Raw genomic sequence first — 19915 nt, forward strand, 5'->3', positions numbered from 1 at the left:
GTAGCCAAGCCCGGAAGGGATAAACGCTGAAGGCATCTAAGCGTGAAGCCCCCCTCAAGATGAGATATCCCATCCGAAAGGAGTAAACCCCCTTGAAGACGACGAGGTTGATAGGGCAGAGGTGGAAGTGTGGTAACACATGGAGCTGACTGCTACTAATAGGGTGAGGGCTTGACCAAGAAAGCATGGTCATGATTTGGTTGCAAATGTCAACATGTATGTGGTTTTGAAGATACGATAATGTAGGGGATTGGTCAAATGGTATGATAGGGGTCTCCAAAACCTTTGGTGGGAGTTCGATTCTCTCATCCCCTGTTCTTAGTGAGTCGGGAAGTCTTTTAAATTAAGACTTTCCGGCTTTTTGCGTTTCATAGAATATACAGGATACAGGAGCACCAGAGAGGACACCAAATTGTCACTTTTTATTGCTTTTTATTGAAACAAAGTGTATTATAAATTTAATGAGTTAACAGCTCTCCACGATAACACGATAAAGTGTGCGTACCATGGGGAGCCTTTTATTTTTTGAATATCAGATAAAAAGAAAATCAGAAAAGAGGAATGTATGGAAAGTTTTTCAGTATTTGTGAACAACGTAGACTCGTTAGTATGGAGCATGGTACTTGTTGCATTATGTCTCGGTGTGGGATTGTATCTTTCAATCAGAATGAAATTTCCACAGATTCGACTGATGAAAGAAATGATTCATCTTTTAATGGATAAAGAAGAAAGTGAAAGCGGAATTACTCCGTTTCAGGCATTTGCGACAACGGTAGGTGCTCGTGTTGGCATGGGAAATATTGCCGGTGTTGCTTCTGCAATTTTTTACGGAGGTCCGGGTTCGGTATTCTGGATGTGGATGATCGCGGCAATCGGAGCGGCTTCTGCATTTGTAGAATCTGCGCTGGGACAGGCTTACAAGGTCAAAAATCCGGATGGAGAGTTTTCAGGAGGCCCTGCATATTACATAGAAAAAGGTTTAAAATGCAAACCGTATGCGATCCTTTTTGCAATTGTTGCATTTCTGGGACCTGGATTTCTCATGCCGGGTGTGCAGATCAACTCACTTGTAACAGTTTTTGAAGAAGCATTTTCTGTAAATAAAATTCTTGTCGGTGCTATCTGCTGTGTAATTCTCGGTATTGTTGTTTATGGAAGTATTAAAAGAATTGCACAGATTGCGGAATTACTTGCACCGGCGATGTGTGCGGTATATATTCTTGCAGCAGTTATTATTTTGGGACTCAATATTACCAAACTTCCGGGAATCCTGAAGCTGATCATTCAGTCTGCATTCGGAGTGCATGCAGTACTGGGAGGTATTGTTGGTTCTGCAGTTTCATGGGGAGTCAAACGTGGTATTTATTCCAATGAAGCGGGAATGGGATGTGGTGCGATCGTTTCGGCAGCGGCAGAATGTTCACATCCTGCAAAACAGGGACTGATCCAGTCATTTTCCATTTATGTGGATACATTATTTATCGGAACAGCAACAGCCATGATCGTTCTTTTGACAGGTACATTTGATGTAGCTGATGCAGCCGGAAATCTTCTGATCAGTCAGACCGGCGGTCTGGAATCTGGAATCAAATGGACACAGCATGCATTGATAAGTACTTTTGGAACGTGGAGTGGCAAGGCACTTGCCATCATTATTGTTTTGTTTGTATTTACGTCTATGACGGGATATTGTTATCAGGCAGAATCCAATATCCGTTATCTGACAGGTAACAGCAAAAAGGCAGTTGCAATCGCCAGAGCAGTGTTCCTTGCAGCATCTTTCCTTGGGGCAATTGTAAATGCAGATGCTGTATGGGCAATGGGTGATATCGGATATGGACTTATGGCATGGGCAAATATCATTGCAATCGCACTTCTTGCACCAAAAGCTGTAGAAATCCTGCGAGATTACGAAAAACAAAAGAAAAGCGGTAAGAATCCGGTGTTTGATCCGGCAAAATTCGGTATCAAAGATGAGACCGGAGCGTGGAACCGAAAAAAAGATAGTTGACCTTGTGTCAGCTATCTTTTTGGTTATGAATAGATTTAGAAATTCAGATTCTACGGAATCCGCATGTGCAAGAAGTTCTTCTGCACTTTTATAAAAAAGCTCTCCCTCCGGAGTGAGGGTCAGTTTGTTATTATTTCGAAAAAATAGATTGACGCCAAATTCTTCCTCGTTGCAACAGGAGGATGGAAAAAAATAAAAGGAATCTGGGATCGAACACAATACAAAAAGAAAGATCAATGAAACAAACAGACCCTATCTGGAAAAAAGATTTCATTAAATAATTTAATTCCTCAAAAGCAATTTCTATACACACGTACTTAGTAAGTAACCCCAAATTTTATACGAAACTGAGATCTTTATAAGCAGGAAAACCATAAGCTGATTCGCTGTTTCTGATTGCGCAGAGAATTGCTTCTGCCATCACATCTGCAGCAAGTGTTCCGACCATATCACAGTCAGCAGGTATGTTTCCGACAGAAAGTGCGTAAATACTGTCTCCGTCAGCTGAGGTATGCACAGGACGGATCGAACGTGCATAGCCATTGTGTGTCATGCCGGCAATTTTACAGAGCTGGCTTTTGGTGAAGGCAGCATTGGTGATGATCGCACCGATTGTGGTATTTTCCACAAATTTGTTTTCGTGGATGTCATATGACCGGTAAAGAAACTGTGCAGAATCAGCAAAAGATTTCCGGTCATCAGAGAGCATGCCGGCGATGATCTGACCATTGTGATGATCATAAATATCCCCCAGGGCATTGACAGCGACGATAGCGCCGATCTTTAATTCTCCAATCTGTACTGCATAACTTCCGATGCCGGATTTCATGCAGTGTTCCATGCCGTTTAATTTGCCAATGGTTGCACCGGTTCCGACACCAAAGCAGCCATCCTGGTAATTATTCTGCCAGGCACCGACACAGGCTTCGTATCCCATGGCTTTATCCGGACGGGTATATGGATCAGCAACAGTCAGATCAAAAATATCTGACTGACATACGAGAGGAACTTTCGCGATGCCGACATCGAGCCCGATTCCTTTTTCTTCCAGAAACTGCATAACACCGCCGGCAGCATCAAGTCCGAAAGCACTTCCACCGCCGAGCAGGACTGCGTGAATCCGATCGGCAGCAGCAAGAGGTTTCAACAGCTCGCTTTCACGGGAAGCCGGTCCGCCTCCACGTACATCGAGTCCTGCGCACATGCCGGTTTCGCTTATAATGACGGTACAGCCTGTTCCGGCCGAGGTGTTTTGGGCATTACCAATGCGGATATTGTCAAAATCTTTTATGGAAATTATTTTCATTGTATGCCTCCTTGAGTTAATTATAATTATACTAACAAAGAACTATTTTAAAGTCAAACAGAATGGAGGAACAAAAAAGTTGCAGCAGAGTGAAAAGAAGGAAAGCGTTTTGCGATATCTGATTGCAAGAACTCTCTCAGACAGTTATAATGAACATCAGGACTTCTAATAAGAAGATAATGATGGGGGAACTGGAGAGGGAAAATTATGGATTATCAGCAGCTTATTACATTTATCATGGAAATGCTCGGAACAGTGGCGTTTGCAGCGTCCGGAGCTATGGTAGCGGTAGATCGTGCCATGGATATTTTCGGTGTGATCGTGCTCGGAGTTACGACAGCTGTCGGCGGTGGGGCGATACGTGATGTGATTCTTGGAATCGTACCACCTGCAATGTTCAGAAATCCGATTTATACACTGGTGGCAACGATTACATCCTGTGTAGTCTTTCTGATTTTATATTTAAAGAAAGAGCTTTTACAGGGGCACAATCGTGAGACTTATGACAAAGTCATGCTTGTGATGGACTCGATCGGACTTGGGATATTTACGGTAGTAGGTGTAAACACCGGAATTTCACATGGATATGTGGATTATATGTTTCTGCTTGTGTTTCTTGGGACGATTACCGGCGTTGGTGGTGGATTACTGAGAGATATTATGGCAGGAGTACCACCATACATTCTTGTGCGCCATATTTATGCATGTGCATCAATCGTAGGAGCAATCGTCTGTGTGGTTCTGTACCGTCATTTTGGTGCGGTTGCATCTATGGTAGGAGCATCGGCAGTCGTAGTTCTGATCCGGTATCTGGCCGCACATTACCGCTGGAATCTTCCGAAACTTGCACGTGAAGAAGAGAATTGAATATTGTTGCAGACAAAGAAGCAGCCCTTCTCCGAATCGGAGAGGAGCTGCTTTTGTTCATTTTACTTATAGAGGAAATTTTAAGGGTTTACCGGAAGTTTATTCCAGAGGCTGTGTGTCCTGGAGTGCCTCAAATCCTTCTTCACCGGTACGGATCTTGACAACATTTTCGATATCGTATACAAATACTTTACCGTCACCGTACTGACCGGTATGAAGAACTCTCTTGGCAGTTTCGATAACTGTTTTGACTGGTACCAGGCTGACAACAATCTCAATCTTAATCTTAGGCAGCAGGTTCATATCCATCTCAACACCACGGTAGTAGGAGCGGGCACCTTTCTGTACACCACATCCCATAACGTTTGTAATTGTGATACCGGTAACACCGATTTCATTCATTGCATGCATGAATTCTTCAAGTTTGCTCTGACGTGTGATAATAACTACTTTTGTCAGCTTGTGTACGCCTTCTTTTGGAAGTTCCGGAATTGTGTTAACAACTTCAGCCGGAGCTACATTTGCAGAAACATTTGCAGAGGCTGCTTTCTTTGCAACGCCCATAGGAGTAGGAACAGTCATGGTGTCATGTACAACAAATCCGTCATAAGCACTTGTAAGACCATGTTCTTTGGAATCCAGACCTTCGATTTCTTCTTCGGCGGATACACGAAGGCCGATGGTATGTTTGATCGCCTGGAAAATAATTGTCATAGTAACAGCAACCCATGCGATTGTGATGAGCATACCGACGAGCTGTACGCCGAATCCATGGAGACCGCCGCCAACCAGAAGACCTTTCCAGCCTGTGCCAGCTCCGTCAGAGAAAAGACCAACTGCAAGGGTACCAAAAGCACCGTTTAATCCGTGGACACCGACTGCACCAACCGGATCATCTACTTTAAGTACTTTGTCAATAAATTCAATACCGAATACAACTACAAAACCAGAGATAATACCAATGATAGCAGCAGATACCGGAGATACGGTATCACATCCGGCTGTAATAGCAACAAGACCTGCAAGAGATCCGTTCAGAGACATGGAAACATCAGGTTTTTTGTATCTTACCCATGTGATGAGCATAACGGCAACTGTCGCAACAGCAGCAGCAAGGTTGGTAGTTACAAAAATCTTACCTGCACTTACGATAGCATCGCCTTCCATGCTGACAGTAGATGCACCGTTAAATCCGAACCAGCAGAACCAGAGGATGAATACACCTAAAGCACCGATGGTAAGGTTGTGTCCCGGAATGGCTTTTGATTTGCCGCTCTTAGAGTATTTTCCGATACGAGGTCCGAGGATGAGAGCACCGACAAATGCGGCAACACCACCGACCATATGTACTGCACAGGAACCGGCAAAATCATGGAATCCCATCTGGCTGATAAAACCACCGCCCCAGATCCAGTGTCCGGATACCGGATAAACGATCAGGCTGATCAGAAAACTGTAGATACAGTAGGATGAGAACTTTGTACGTTCTGCCATAGCTCCGGATACGATTGTAGCGGATGTTGCGCAGAAGACTGTCTGGAAGATCAGGAATGCCCAGAACGGAACACCGTCAGGGAGCATTGCGGAACCATAATTAGCTTCGGTAGCAATTCCACCGATCTTTCCGAAGAATCCGTTTCCGGCTCCGAACATGATTCCGAATCCGACGATCCAGAATGTAGGAGTACCGATACAAAAGTCCATCAGGTTTTTCATAATAATGTTACCGGCATTTTTGGCTCTGGTAAAACCAGTTTCGACCATTGCAAAACCGGCCTGCATAAAGAAGACAAGTGCGGCACCTAAAAGTACCCATATTGTGTTTACTGCTGAATAATCCATAAAGTTACCTCTCTTTCCCTAAAAAAGTTGAATAAGTTAATGGTTACAAAATTGAAAAGGCACGGGAATGATGTTATATCATTCTCCGCGCCTTTACGAATCAAATATATATATGTAAAACAGGGGATGTTGTATCGTGTGATTAATGGATGAGGAAATCGATAATGAATTATGAAGTATGAAGTAGTTCATGTTCATAGTGACATCCCCTGATTTTACCATTGTGAAATTGTTTTTCCTCAGTCAGAGATAGAAAACAGAAGTTTTCCGTATGTCGGATATGGAAGGATGGAATCCGGGATCAGAACTTCGGCTGCATCAGCGGAAGCACGAACCTTTTCCATATCAGAAAGGACAACGCTCTGATAAAGTTTAGCACTTTTAAGAAGATCTTTGCCGGCTTCATATTCAGCCATAGCAGTATCTTTTTTCAGGGTTTCGAGATCTTTTGTCATGGCCTCGGAAAGCTCTGTCAGCTGTGTAAGAAGAGAAGCCTCTGCGGATACGGAAATATCCGGAACGACTGATTTCTTAAGTGCTGCGGTCTGTGCAATTTTTTCCATGTATGTAGTAATGCTCGGAAGAAGATCTTTCTGAATGATCTCAGCTAAAGTACCTGCTTCAATGTGAAGAGTTTTCACATAGTTGTCGAGCTTGATCTCATAACGTGAATGAAGTTCTGCATCAGTGAAGATATGATGACTGGTAAGCAGTTTTTCATTTTTTTCATCGATGAAGTGCGGCAGTGCATCCGGTGTGGAAACCAGATTGTAGAGACCACGTTTTTCTGCTTCTTCAATCCATTCATCTGTATAACCGTTTCCGTTGAAGATAACTCGTTTGTGATCAATGATCGTCTTTTTCAGCAGTTCATGAACAGCGGTATCCATATTTTCAGCCGGAACATCTTTCAGTTCCTCATAGAACTGATGAAGTACCTCTGCAACAGCAGTGTTGAGGATGATGTTCGGGTTGGCTACAGAAGAAGAGGAGCCAAGCATACGGAATTCAAACTTATTTCCGGTAAATGCAAACGGTGAAGTACGGTTTCTGTCTGTGTTATCTTTTACGAAGTGAGGAAGTACTTTTGCACCGATATCCATCTGAACAGCACCGTGTCCGGCAAAGAATTCATCGTTTTCGATTGCCTTGAGTACTTCGGTAAGTTCATCACCGAGGAAGATGGATACTACAGCCGGCGGAGCTTCGTTTGCACCGAGGCGGTGGTCGTTTCCGGCACTTGCAACAGAAATACGAAGCAGATCAGCGTAGTCATCAACTGCTTTGATAACAGCTACAAGGAATACAAGGAACTGTGTATTTTCGGCAGGTGTTTTGCCAGGATCCAGAAGGTTGACTCCGGTGTCTGTGCTCATGGACCAGTTATTGTGTTTACCACTGCCGTTGATTCCTTCGAATGGTTTTTCATGAAGCAGGCAAACCATGTTGTGTTTTGCTGCAACTTTTTTCATGATTTCCATAGTCAGCTGGTTGTGATCGACAGCCACATTTGTTGTATCAAATACAGGAGCAAGCTCATGCTGTGCAGGAGCAACTTCATTATGTTTCGTTTTTGCCGGAATACCGAGTTTCCAGAGCTCTTCGTCCAGATCATGCATGTAAGCGGCAACACGTGGCTTCAGAGTTCCGAAATAATGATCTTCCATTTCCTGTCCTTTAGGAGCCGGAGCACCGACCAGTGTACGTCCGCAGAAGATCAGGTCCTTTCTCTTATTGTAGAGGTCTTTGTCTACAAGGAAATATTCCTGCTCCGGACCTACGGTTGTGTTGATGTGTTTGACTTCTGTATTGCCAAGAAGACGAAGAATCTTAACAGCCTCTTTATTTAAGGTATCCATGGAACGAAGAAGAGGAGTTTTCTTATCCAGTGCTTCGCCGCTGTAAGAACAGAAAGCTGTCGGGATATAAAGTGTACGGTCTTTAATGAATGCCGGTGAAGTAGGATCCCATGCTGTATAACCTCTTGCTTCGAAGGTGGCGCGAAGACCGCCTGACGGGAAACTGGATGCATCCGGTTCACCTTTTACAAGTTCCTTGCCGGAGAAGTCCATAATAACCTGACCGTCAACAGTAGGAGAAATGAAACTGTCATGTTTCTCTGCTGTAAAATTGGTCATTGGCTGGAACCAGTGAGTATAATGGGTAGCGCCGTGTTCCAGTGCCCATTCTTTCATGGCAACTGCTACAGAGTTGGCAACATCAAGCTCCAGATGTGTACCGTTCTCGATTGTTTTCTTCAGCGCCTTGTACATATCTTTCGGTAATTTCTCACGCATGATCTTGTCGTTAAAAACAAGACTGCCATAAATTTCAGGAATGCTATGTCCCATAGTAAAGTCTCCTTTCGATTTTCGATTCCATTAATCGTTATGATCTTAGTGATAAACAAAAAAGGCGCCTTGGAATCTAATCCAAAGCGCCGTTGCTTATGTGATGTAGTATACACAAAAAAAAACTCTTGTCAACATTTTTTGTGAAAAAAATTTCAAATTTTTTGTTTGGTCAGATGAATTTATTTGTATGGCTTTTTGCAGGGACAAGGGTTGACAAAAGTCGATCTTCTATTATAATTTCAGGTAGATTCACAGGTAAATTTCATAGATAATGGGAGGAAATTCTGATGGCAGGAATTAAGGAAGCCTGTGGTGTATTTGGTATTTATGATCTGGATGGAGGTAATGTTGTTCCATCCATTTATTATGGCCTTACATCACTTCAGCATCGTGGACAGGAGTCTTGCGGACTTGCAGTTTCCAAAACGAACGGAGAGCGCGGTAATGTTCAGTTTCATAAGGATCTCGGACTGGTAAGTGAAGTTCTCCGTGAAGATACCATACGGAATATGGAGGGGGATCTCGGAATCGGACATGTACGTTATTCCACAACCGGTGCATCTGTTGCGGAGAATGCACAGCCGCTGGTTCTGTCTTATATTAAGGGAACACTCGCACTTGCACATAATGGTAACCTGATCAATACCCCTGAATTGAAATGGGAACTGATTCAGAATGGAGCGATTTTCCATACGACAACAGACTCAGAGGTTATTGCATTCCATGTGGCAAGAGAAAGGGTACATTCTAAAACTGTTCAGGAAGCAGTTCTGAAAACCGCCCGCAAGCTAAAGGGAGGCTATGCGCTTGTAATCATGAGCCCGAGAAAACTGATCGGTGTCCGTGATCCGCTTGGATTGAAACCACTTTGCCTTGGTAAGCGTGACAATACGTATGTGCTTGCTTCTGAAAGCTGTGCACTTACTTCTGTAGGTGCTGAATTCGTCAGAGACATTGAACCGGGTGAGATGATCACGATTTCAAAGAACGGAATCGAATCCAACAAAGAACTGAGTACCGGCAAACATGCCCATTGTGTATTTGAATATATTTATTTTGCAAGACTGGACAGTATGATGGATGGGGTAAAGATTTATGATGCACGTATCCGTGGCGGTAAATCCCTTGCAAAATCCTACCCGGTAGATGCGGATCTGGTTACAGGTGTTCCGGAATCCGGTATTCCGGCAGCGAAAGGTTATTCAGAAGAATCGGGAATCCCGTTTGGATTTGCATTTTATAAGAACAGCTATATCGGAAGAACCTTTATCAAACCGACACAGAAAGAACGTGAGTCCAGTGTCCATCTGAAACTGAGTGTACTGGATTCAGCAGTTAAAGGTAAACGTATCGTACTGGTAGACGATTCCATCGTGCGAGGAACTACGATCGCAAATCTGATCCGTATGCTGAAGAAGGCAGGTGCGCTGGAGGTTCATGTAAGAATCAGTTCACCGCCGTTCCTGCATCCATGTTATTTCGGAACAGATGTACCGTCCAATGATCAGCTGATTGCAAGCAATCACAGTGCACAGGAAATCTGTGAGATGATCGGAGCTGATTCTCTTGGATATATGCAGAGTGAATATCTTGAGGGAATGGCAGGTAATCTTCCGTTATGTAAAGCCTGCTTCGACGGTAAGTATCCGATGGATGTGGAAGCAGAACTCAACAAAAAAATCGACTGTGGATGTTGATATTTTTACAAAAATACATATTTACAAACGAAAAAAAATAAGGTATAGTAAATTTCATATTTTAGGATCTTATTCTGACAAAGGCGTCAGGAGCGATTGGGGATAGTCCCTTATACGCTTCTGGCGCCTTTTTTATTTTAAGATACAGGATAGAGGAGGAAATCGGTAATGGCAGTAAAATATGTTTTTGTAACAGGTGGTGTAGTATCCGGACTTGGTAAAGGTATTACGGCAGCGTCTCTCGGAAGACTTCTGAAAGCGCGCGGATATCAGGTGACTATGCAGAAGTTTGATCCTTATATCAATATTGACCCGGGTACAATGAATCCGATCCAGCATGGAGAAGTTTTTGTTACGGACGATGGTACAGAGACGGACCTGGATCTGGGGCATTATGAAAGATTTATTGATGAAAGCCTCGACAAAAATTCCAATGTAACGACCGGTAAGGTTTACTGGTCTGTATTACAGAAGGAACGTCACGGAGATTTCGGCGGAGGAACCGTGCAGGTTATCCCTCATATTACAAATGAGATTAAGAGTCGTTTCTATCGTGCAAAATCACAGGATGAAGAGAAAATTGCAATTATTGAAGTTGGCGGAACCGTCGGAGATATTGAAAGCCAGCCGTTTCTGGAATCTATCCGTCAGTTCCAGCATGATGTAGGACATGACAATGCAATTCTTCTACATGTAACACTGATTCCGTATCTGAGAGCTTCCGAAGAAATGAAGACTAAACCGACACAGGCGAGTGTTAAGGAACTGCAGGGAATGGGAATACAGCCGGATGTACTGGTATGCAGAAGCGAACATCCGCTGACTGATGAAATCAAAGGAAAGATCGCTTTGTTCTGCAACGTACCGGTCAGCCATGTACTGCAGAATCTGGATGTGGAATATCTATATGAAGCACCGCTTGCCATGGAACGTGAGAAACTGGCAGATGTAGTACTGGAATCCTTAAGACTTGAAAATCGTAAACCGGACTTAAGTGAGTGGATTCAGATGGTCAATGACCTCAGAAATCCGGAAAGCGTTGTAAATATTGCAATGGTAGGAAAATATACACAGCTTCATGATGCTTATTTAAGTGTGGTAGAAGCTCTGAAACATGGTGGTATTTCCTGCAAGGCAAAGGTTGAGATCACCTGGATCGATTCTGAAGAACTGAATGAGAAAAATCTGGATCAGACACTTCATAAAGTAGACGGTATTCTTGTTCCGGGAGGATTTGGAAACAGAGGAACCGAAGGTATGATTCTTGCAGCACAGTATGCACGTGTACACAAGATTCCATATCTGGGTATCTGCCTCGGCATGCAGATGGCAATTGTGGAATTTGCCCGTCACGTGCTCGGATATGAAGATGCCAATAGTATCGAACTGGATCCGTCAACAAAACATCCGGTAATTGCATTGATGCCGGATCAGGAGAGCGTGGAAGATCTGGGAGGTACTTTAAGACTCGGAAGCTATCCATGCGTACTTGCAGACAGCTCCAAAGCACTGGAATTGTTTGGAAAGAAAGAAATTCAGGAGCGTCACAGACATCGTTACGAAGTCAACAATGCATATCGTGAAGAATTTGCCACAAAAGGTATGACAATTGCAGGTACTTCTCCTGACGGACACATCGTAGAGATGATCGAGATCAAGGATCATCCATTTTACGAAGGAACACAGGGACATCCGGAATTTAAATCCAGACCGAACCATGCACATCCGCTGTTTCGTGGATTTGTAAAGGCTGCAGATGATTATGCAAAACTGAAAAAAAGCCGGCAGGCGAAAAATCAGGAATAAGAAAGGGTAAATGAATATGCAGGAAGTAAGCAGAGAAAATCATGGTCTGTACCGCAGTGAATTTGAACACGACAACTGCGGGATCGGTGCTGTTGTAAATATAAAAGGTAAAAAAACTCATGATACAGTTGCCAATGCGCTCAGGATTGTAGAACATCTGGAGCATCGTGCCGGTAAAGATGCAGAGGGAAAGACCGGTGATGGTGTTGGCATCCTTCTGCAGATTTCACATAAATTTTTCAAAAAAGCCTGTAAGAAAGAAGGATTTGAGATCGGCGACGAGAGAGAATACGGAATTGCCCAGTTCTTTTTCCCACAACATGAGATCAAACGTGCACAGGCGAAAAAGATGTTTGAGATTATTGTGGAAAAAGAAGGACTTGAACTTCTTGGCTGGAGAACTGTTCCGGTAATTCCGGAGGTTCTTGGACATAAAGCAAGAGAATGTATGCCTTATATTATGCAGGCATTTATCAAAAAACCGGAAGAAGTAGAGAAGGGGCTGCCTTTTGACAGAATGCTGTATATTGCACGCCGCGAGTTTGAACAGAGTAATGATAATACTTATGTTGTGTCTATGAGCAGCCGTACGATCGTATATAAAGGTATGTTTCTTGTAGGACAGCTTCGCACGTTCTTTGCAGATCTGCAGAGCCCGGATTATGAATCTGCGATCGCCATGGTACATTCAAGATTCAGTACAAACACCAATCCGAGCTGGGAGAGAGCACATCCGAACCGCTTTATGGTACACAATGGTGAGATCAATACCATCCGTGGAAATGCAGATAAAATGCTGGCAAGAGAAGAGAATATGGAATCTCCTTATCTGAAAGGTCAGCTTCATAAAGTGCTCCCGGTAGTAAATCGCAATGGTTCTGACTCTGCAATGCTGGATAATACACTGGAATTTCTGGTTATGAGTGGTATGGAGCTTCCGCTTGCAGTCATGATCACGATTCCGGAACCATGGGCATATAACGATACGATTTCTCAGGAAAAGAGAGACTTTTATCAGTATTATGCAACAATGATGGAACCATGGGATGGACCTGCGTCCATTCTGTTTTCTGATGGTGATGTGATGGGAGCAGTCCTTGACCGTAATGGTCTGCGTCCGTCCAGATATTATATTACTTCTGATGGTTATATGATCCTTTCTTCTGAAGTTGGTGTCATGCCGGTACCGGAAGACAAGATCGTATTAAAAGAGCGTCTGCATCCGGGCAAAATGCTGCTTGTGGATACCATTCAGGGAAAAGTTATTGATGATGATGAACTGAAAGAAAAATATGCAACCATGCAGCCATATGGTGAGTGGCTGAACAGCAATCTGGTACAGCTTAAAGATATTAAGATCCCGAACATCCGTATGGAAGAATATACAGATGAACAGCGTGCACGTCTGCAGAAAGCATTCGGCTATACGTATGAACAATATCGTACTTCTATCCGCAACATGGCGCTGAACGGAGCTGAGAGTATCGGTGCAATGGGTGTGGATACACCACTTGCTGTACTGTCTGATCAGGACCGCCCGTTATTTGATTATTTCAAACAGCTTTTTGCACAGGTTACAAACCCGCCAATCGATGCGATCCGTGAAGAAATTGTTACTTCTACCAGTGTATATGTCGGTAAAGACGGAAACCTTCTGGTACAGCAGCCGGAGAACTGTCATGTACTGAAGATCGTTCATCCGATCCTGACAAATACCGATATGCTGAAAATCAAGAATATGCAACATGAGGGATTTAAAGTAGTGGTAGTTTCAACTCTTTATTATAAGAGTACAAAACTGGAACGTGCGATTGACCGCCTGTTTGTAGAAGTAGATAAAGCATACCGTGATGGTGCAAATATTCTGGTGCTTTCAGACAGAGGTGTGGATGAAAACCATATGCCGATCCCGTCATTACTTGCAGTATCCGCGGTACATCAGCATCTGGTAAAGACAAAGAAGAGTACATCTCTTGCTATCATACTGGAATCCGGAGAACCAAGAGAAGTACATCATTTTGCAACACTGCTCGGCTATGGCGCAAGTGCTGTTAACCCTTATCTTGCTCTGGAAACCATCCGTGAGCTGATTGACAATCATATGCTGGATAAAGATTATTATGCAGCAGTAGAAGACTATAACCATGCGGTATTAAGCGGTATTGTCAAGATTGCGTCCAAAATGGGTATTTCCACGATTCAGTCTTATCAGGGCTCCCAGATCTTTGAGGCAATCGGTATTTCTCAGGAAGTGATTGACAAATACTTTACAGGAACCGTAAGCCGTGTAGGTGGAATTACACTGGAAGACATTGAAGATAATGTGGAAAAACTGCATTCCGAGGCATTTGATCCGTTAGGTCTTGATACAGACCTTACACTGGACAGTGTCGGCGCACATAAAATGAGAAGTCAGGGAGAGGAACATCGTTACAACCCACAGACAATCCATCTTCTGCAGGAGTCTACGTGGACCGGAAGCTACGATCTTTTCAAACAATATACAGCGCTGGCAGATAAAGAAAGCCATGGTGCACTCAGAGGTCTTCTGGAGTTTAATTATCCGGAAAAGGCAATCCCGATCGAAGAAGTCGAGAGTGTGGATGAAATTGTAAAACGATTCAAGACAGGTGCAATGTCCTATGGATCTATTTCTCAGGAAGCACATGAGACACTTGCAATCGCAATGAACCATCTGCATGGTAAATCCAATACAGGTGAAGGTGGAGAGAGTGCAGAACGTATTGCTTCTGCCGGAAGCAAGAATGACCGCTGTTCCGCAATCAAACAGGTTGCCAGTGGCCGATTTGGTGTAACAAGCCGTTATCTTGTATCTGCAAGAGAAATCCAGATCAAGATGGCACAGGGCGCAAAACCTGGTGAGGGCGGACATCTTCCTGCAAAGAAGGTATATCCGTGGATTGCCAAAACACGTCATTCCACACCGGGTGTTTCTCTGATCTCACCACCGCCGCATCATGATATTTATTCCATCGAGGATCTGGCTCAGCTGATCTACGATTTAAAGAATTCAAATGTATATGCAGATATTTCTGTCAAACTGGTTTCAGAGGCAGGTGTCGGTACTGTCGCAGCAGGTGTTGCAAAAGCCGGTGCACAGACAGTCCTGATTTCCGGATATGACGGTGGAACAGGTGCCGCACCGAGAAGCTCTATCCACAATGCAGGACTTCCGTGGGAACTCGGCCTTGCAGAGACACATCAGACACTTCTTATGAACGGACTGCGTAACCGTGTTCGTATTGAGACAGACGGTAAACTGATGAGTGGCCGTGATGTTGCAATTGCAGCACTTCTCGGTGCAGAAGAATTCGGCTTTGCGACAGCTCCGCTTGTAACTATGGGCTGCGTAATGATGCGTGTATGTAATCTGGACACATGTCCGGTAGGTGTTGCAACACAGAATCCGGAGCTTCGTAAACGCTTCCGCGGAAAACCGGAATATGTAGAAAACTTTATGAGATTTATTGCACAGGAACTGAGAGAATATATGGCACGTCTTGGCGTTCATACAGTAGATGAAATGGTTGGACGTACAGATCTCTTAAAACAGTCTCCGGATGCAGTCGAACCACATAAAGGAAAACTGGATTTAAGTGCAATTCTGAATAATCCATATGCCGGAAATGGTCAGAAAGCGACCTTTGACCCGAAAGCAGTATATAATTTTGAACTGGAGAAGACACTCGATGAAAAAGTTCTTCTTAAGAAATGTGCAAAGGCAATCTCAAAAGGAGAACATGTGGAATTAAGTGTGGATGTTACCAATACAGACCGTACTTTCGGTACAATCCTTGGTGCGGAGATCACCAGACAGACCGGAACAGGGCTGCCGGATGACACAGTAGTGATCAACTGCCATGGAGCAGGTGGACAGAGCTTTGGTGCATTTATTCCGAAAGGTCTTACACTGAATCTGACCGGTGACAGCAACGATTACTTCGGAAAAGGACTTTCCGGTGGTAAGCTGATCGTCAGGGTTCCGGAAAAAGCTGCATACAAACCAGAAGAAAATATCATTATCGGTAACGTTGCTCTGTATGGTGCAACCAGTGGCTATGCGTTTATCAATGGTGTTGCCGGTGAACGTTTTGCAGTGCGTAACTCCGGTGCCTATGCTGTTGTAGAAGGTGTCGGTGAACATGGATGTGAGTACATGACAGGTGGTCGTGTTGTTGTTCTCGGAAGAACCGGAAAGAACTTTGCAGCAGGTATGAGCGGCGGTATTGCATATGTTCTGGATGTGGAGAACAAGCTGTATAAGAACATCAACAAGGCAATGATCTCTATTGAAAAAGTGGAAAATAAATATGACAAAAAAGAACTTCGTGATCTGATCGAAGCCCATGTTGCGGCTACAGGTTCCGAATTAGGTGCAAAAGTGCTTGCCGACTTTGATTATTATCTGCCTCACTTTAAGAAACTGATTCCAAATGAGTACAAGAAGATGATCACACTCAGTGCAAAACTGGAAGAAAAAGGTCTGACAAGTGAACAGGCGCAGATGGAAGCATTTTACGAAAGCATCGGAGCAAAGCATTAAGGAGGATGAGGAAACATGGGAAAGCCAACAGGATTTTTAGAATATAAAAGAGAGACAGCCAAAGTGCTGCCTCCAAAAGTCCGGATCGCCAACTTCAATGAATTCCGGACTCCGATCAGCAAAGAAAAACAGACCATTCAGGGCGCACGCTGTATGGCATGCGGTGTTCCGTTCTGTCAGTCAGGCATGATGCTTAATGGAATGGCTTCCGGATGTCCGCTGCACAATCTGGTGCCGGAAACCAATGATCTGGTTTATACAGGTAATTGGAAACAGGCATACTTAAGACTTTCCAAGACACACAGTTTTCCGGAGTTTACCTCCAGAGTATGTCCGGCACTCTGTGAAGCGGCCTGTACCTGCAATCTGGACAGCGAACCAGTATCCACAAAAGAAAATGAAAGAGCAATTATTGAAACTGCATGGCAGGAGGGATGGGTAAAACCACAGATTCCACATGTACGTACAGGAAAAACAATTGCGGTCATAGGAAGTGGTCCATCCGGACTGGCAGCTGCACAGCAGCTGAACAGAAGAGGCCATAGTGTTACTGTTTATGAGAGAAATGACAGACCAGGAGGTCTGCTCAGATATGGTATTCCGAATATGAAGCTTGAAAAATCAGTTGTGGACAGAAGAATTCAACTGATGGAAGAAGAAGGCGTTAAATTTGTTCTGAATACAAATGTAGGAAAAGACATTACAGCAGAAGAACTTCTTAAGAAATATGACCGCGTCATTCTTGCATGTGGAGCATCCAATCCAAGAGATATCAAAGCCCCGGGAAGAGAAGCAAAAGGAATTTATTTCGCCGTAGATTTCCTCGGACAAGTAACAAAGACTCTTCTGGATTCGAATTTCGAGAAAGTTCCGTATGAACTGGCAAAAGATAAACATGTGCTGGTCATCGGTGGTGGTGATACCGGTAACGACTGTGTAGGTACAAGTATACGTCTCGGAGCAAAATCTGTGACACAGCTTGAAATGATGCCGAAACCACCGGTAGAACGTGCTGCAAATAATCCTTGGCCGGAGTGGCCGAGAGTACTTAAGACGGATTATGGTCAGGAAGAGGCAATTGCTGTATTCGGACATGATCCGCGAGTATATCAGACAACAGTCACAGAATTTATTGCAGATAAAAAAGGAAACGTGTGCAAGGCCAAAACTGTCAAACTGAAACCGCAGAAAGACGAAAAGACCGGAAGAATGATGATGGTACCGGTCGAGGGAACAGAAGAAGTAATTCCGGCAGAGGTAGTGCTGATCGCAGCAGGTTTCCTCGGAAGTCAGAAATATGTTACCGATGCATTTAAAGTATCGATTAACGGACGCACAAATGTTGAAACGAAACCTGAAGCGTATGAAACATCTGTTCCGCGGGTGTTCACAGCGGGTGATATGCACCGTGGACAGTCTCTGGTTGTGTGGGCAATTCGTGAAGGACGTGAGGCTGCCAGAGCAGTAGATGAATCCCTGATGGGATATACAAATCTCTAATATAGTATTTTTTTTAAAGAGTTATGGCGATATTGTCATGGCTCTTTTTTTACTTTATACATTAATACGAAATCACATAAAATTATTTACATCATTCTTGTTTTTTTTATATTCAATAAAACAGAAAAACTTTCTAAAATATAAAGAGAATGAGGTATAATATCATTATGAAAGAGAAATTCAGAAAAGTTATTTTCATGATTGGGATTCTGATCACAGCAGCGGGCCTGTGTCTGGCAATGTATGCCACAGTAAGCAACTGGTATTGTGAATATAGAGCCGGAAATGAAATTGAAATTTACAGTGAGACTGTCAGAAATACCAGTCAGGATGAGTTGAAACATATCAAAGAAAATGTGATAGAATATAATCACAGTCTGGCATCAGAAGAAAGTAAGTCATCGATAAGCTATGATGAGATGCTTGCAGCAACAGATGCCATTGGTTATCTGGAGATTCCGAGGCTTCAGCTGATGCTTCCTATATATGAAGGAACAGAGGAAGATGTTCTGGCAAGAGGAGTTGGACACATGGAGCAGACATCTCTTCCAGTGGGTGGGGCTTCTACGCACTGTGTACTTGCCGGACACACAGGACTTCCTACAGCAAAGCTTTTTACACATCTGGATAAAATGAAAGAAGGAGATCTGTTTTATATTCATGAACTGGATGAAATACTGACCTATAAAGTGGACCGGATCAGTGTGGTACTTCCAGATGAAACAGATGCCCTTCAGATAGAAGAAGGAAAAGATTATGTAACACTTCTGACGTGTATCCCCTATGGCGTAAACAGTCACAGGCTTCTGGTCAGGGGAGAACGTACAGAGAATCCGGTGACTGCGGATTCACAGGAGAAGGCAGACAAACCTGTAAGTACAGTCGTTTATGCAGTTTTTGCGGGAATCATTCTGATCGTGTTTTATATATGGTTCAAACGTAAAAGGAGGAGATCGAATGAAAAAGAATAAGAAATGGACAGTATTGGCACTGATCTGTCTGCTGCTGATGATGGTGCTGCCGGTAAAGGCAGAAACAACAGGAAGCATTGCAATACAGCTTCATTCAGATGCAGCAGAAGTAGAAATGACGTTGTATAAGGTTGCTGCGTATGCAGATGAAGAATATACAATGACAGAAGAATTTCAGGGTTGTGGCATCACGACGAAACAGCTTTCAGAAACAAAAAACGTTTCACAGATTACAGAGACACTGGAAAAATATGTGGCAGCACAGAAACTGAAGGGCATACAGAAAACAAAAAAAGCAAATGAAATACTTCTTTATGAAGGACTCCCTCCGGGACTGTATTTTGCAGTACAGACAGCCGGACAGGATAAGGCACTTGCAGAGAGCACGCTGATCCTGCTTCCATCTACAGAAAGCGGAGAAAAAAACTATCATCCTGAGGTTACAGTGAAATGTGTTTCACAGGTGGGTGCAGTGATCCTGAACAAAACAGATCCGGATGGAAACGTTTTGGAAGGCGCCTGCTTCAGGCTGCAGCAAAAGAACGGAGATTCCTGGAAAGAGTTAAATGTTTCACTGACAACAAATAAAAATGGACAACTGCAGGTTTCCGGGCTTCCTTTTGGAAAATATCAGTTTGTTGAGACAAAAGCACCGGATGGATTTGTAAAATCCGACAAGCCAGTTTCATTTGAAATTTCCAAAGCCGGGGAAGTTACAGAAAACGGAGGAAAATATGAAACCCTGTCAGGAACGGTAGAGGAGCTTCAGGTAATTAACCAGCCGGAAAAGGAAACACCACCAGGATCAGGAAATCCAGGCAGCCATGATTCGGGAAGCAGTACGAAAACGAGCGTAAAGACAGGAGACAATACACCGATCGCATTGTTTGTGTTCCTTCTGGCAGCAGGTGCATGCGCAGGACTGGCAGTATCTGTTAAAATAAAGAAAGGAAAAAAATAGAGATATCGAATCCGAAAATATTCGGGGGGGGGGTAG

General features: G+C 43.6%; 11 protein-coding genes, 1 tRNA gene and 1 rRNA gene. 10 read left to right on the forward strand and 3 right to left on the reverse strand.

Going from position 1 to position 19915, the window contains the following annotated elements; genetic code table 11:
• The 3 genes from H8Z79_RS06450 to H8Z79_RS06460 all read left to right on the forward strand — a co-directional run.
• Positions 1 to 179: ribosomal RNA gene (locus H8Z79_RS06450) — 23S ribosomal RNA — on the forward strand; the annotation flags it as partial.
• 65 nt (positions 180 to 244) lie between these two features.
• Positions 245 to 315 (forward strand) — tRNA-Trp (locus H8Z79_RS06455).
• Positions 316 to 565: 250 nt separating this feature from the next.
• Complete coding sequence (locus H8Z79_RS06460; protein WP_118039626.1) at positions 566 to 2011, forward strand: alanine/glycine:cation symporter family protein; 1446 nt, start codon at positions 566 to 568, stop codon at positions 2009 to 2011.
• A 337-nt stretch (positions 2012 to 2348) separates the two neighbouring features.
• On the opposite strand, the gene H8Z79_RS06465 is transcribed toward H8Z79_RS06460, so the two are convergent.
• Positions 2349 to 3317 carry a P1 family peptidase gene (locus tag H8Z79_RS06465; RefSeq protein WP_072520883.1) on the reverse strand — a complete coding sequence of 323 codons (969 nt, stop codon included), beginning with the start codon at positions 3315 to 3317 and terminating at the stop codon, positions 2349 to 2351.
• A gap of 207 nt (positions 3318 to 3524) precedes the next feature.
• Here H8Z79_RS06465 and H8Z79_RS06470 point away from each other — a divergent pair, with 207 nt between their 5' ends.
• Entirely contained in the window at positions 3525 to 4184 is a 660-nt protein-coding gene (locus H8Z79_RS06470) for a trimeric intracellular cation channel family protein (RefSeq protein ID WP_072520884.1), read from the forward strand.
• Between the two features lie 99 nt (positions 4185 to 4283).
• On the opposite strand, the gene H8Z79_RS06475 is transcribed toward H8Z79_RS06470, so the two are convergent.
• On the reverse strand, positions 4284 to 6026 hold the full coding sequence (locus H8Z79_RS06475) for an ammonium transporter (protein ID WP_118039625.1): 1743 nt from the start codon (positions 6024 to 6026) through the stop codon (positions 4284 to 4286).
• Between the two features lie 239 nt (positions 6027 to 6265).
• A complete protein-coding gene (locus H8Z79_RS06480) occupies positions 6266 to 8377 on the reverse strand; it encodes a glutamine synthetase III family protein (RefSeq protein WP_118039624.1) in 2112 nt (703 codons plus the stop codon).
• Positions 8378 to 8667: 290 nt separating this feature from the next.
• Here H8Z79_RS06480 and purF point away from each other — a divergent pair, with 290 nt between their 5' ends.
• The 6 genes from purF (at position 8668) to H8Z79_RS06510 (ending at position 19879) form a co-directional block, all read left to right on the forward strand.
• Positions 8668 to 10077: an amidophosphoribosyltransferase gene (purF, locus tag H8Z79_RS06485; protein WP_072520887.1), complete on the forward strand. Its 1410-nt coding sequence runs from the start codon at positions 8668 to 8670 to the stop codon at positions 10075 to 10077.
• Between the two features lie 168 nt (positions 10078 to 10245).
• Positions 10246 to 11883 (forward strand): CTP synthase, encoded by a 1638-nt coding sequence (locus H8Z79_RS06490; protein WP_118039623.1) that lies wholly within the window; start codon positions 10246 to 10248, stop codon positions 11881 to 11883.
• Between the two features lie 10 nt (positions 11884 to 11893).
• A complete protein-coding gene (gene gltB, locus H8Z79_RS06495) occupies positions 11894 to 16447 on the forward strand; it encodes a glutamate synthase large subunit (protein ID WP_330607532.1) in 4554 nt (1517 codons plus the stop codon).
• A 15-nt stretch (positions 16448 to 16462) separates the two neighbouring features.
• Positions 16463 to 17947 (forward strand): glutamate synthase subunit beta, encoded by a 1485-nt coding sequence (locus tag H8Z79_RS06500; protein WP_118039622.1) that lies wholly within the window; start codon positions 16463 to 16465, stop codon positions 17945 to 17947.
• A 167-nt stretch (positions 17948 to 18114) separates the two neighbouring features.
• Positions 18115 to 18918, forward strand: coding sequence for a class C sortase (locus tag H8Z79_RS06505; protein ID WP_118039621.1), 804 nt, complete (start codon positions 18115 to 18117; stop codon positions 18916 to 18918).
• Positions 18905 to 19879, forward strand: coding sequence for a prealbumin-like fold domain-containing protein (locus tag H8Z79_RS06510; RefSeq protein WP_118039620.1), 975 nt, complete (start codon positions 18905 to 18907; stop codon positions 19877 to 19879). The genes H8Z79_RS06505 and H8Z79_RS06510 overlap by 14 nt, the downstream gene beginning before the upstream one ends.
• The last annotated feature ends 36 nt before the right edge of the window (positions 19880 to 19915 follow it).

The sequence above is a fragment of the Blautia intestinalis genome (assembly GCF_014297355.1).
In the GTDB taxonomy this organism is placed as follows: Bacteria; Bacillota; Clostridia; order Lachnospirales; family Lachnospiraceae; genus Blautia_A; species Blautia_A intestinalis.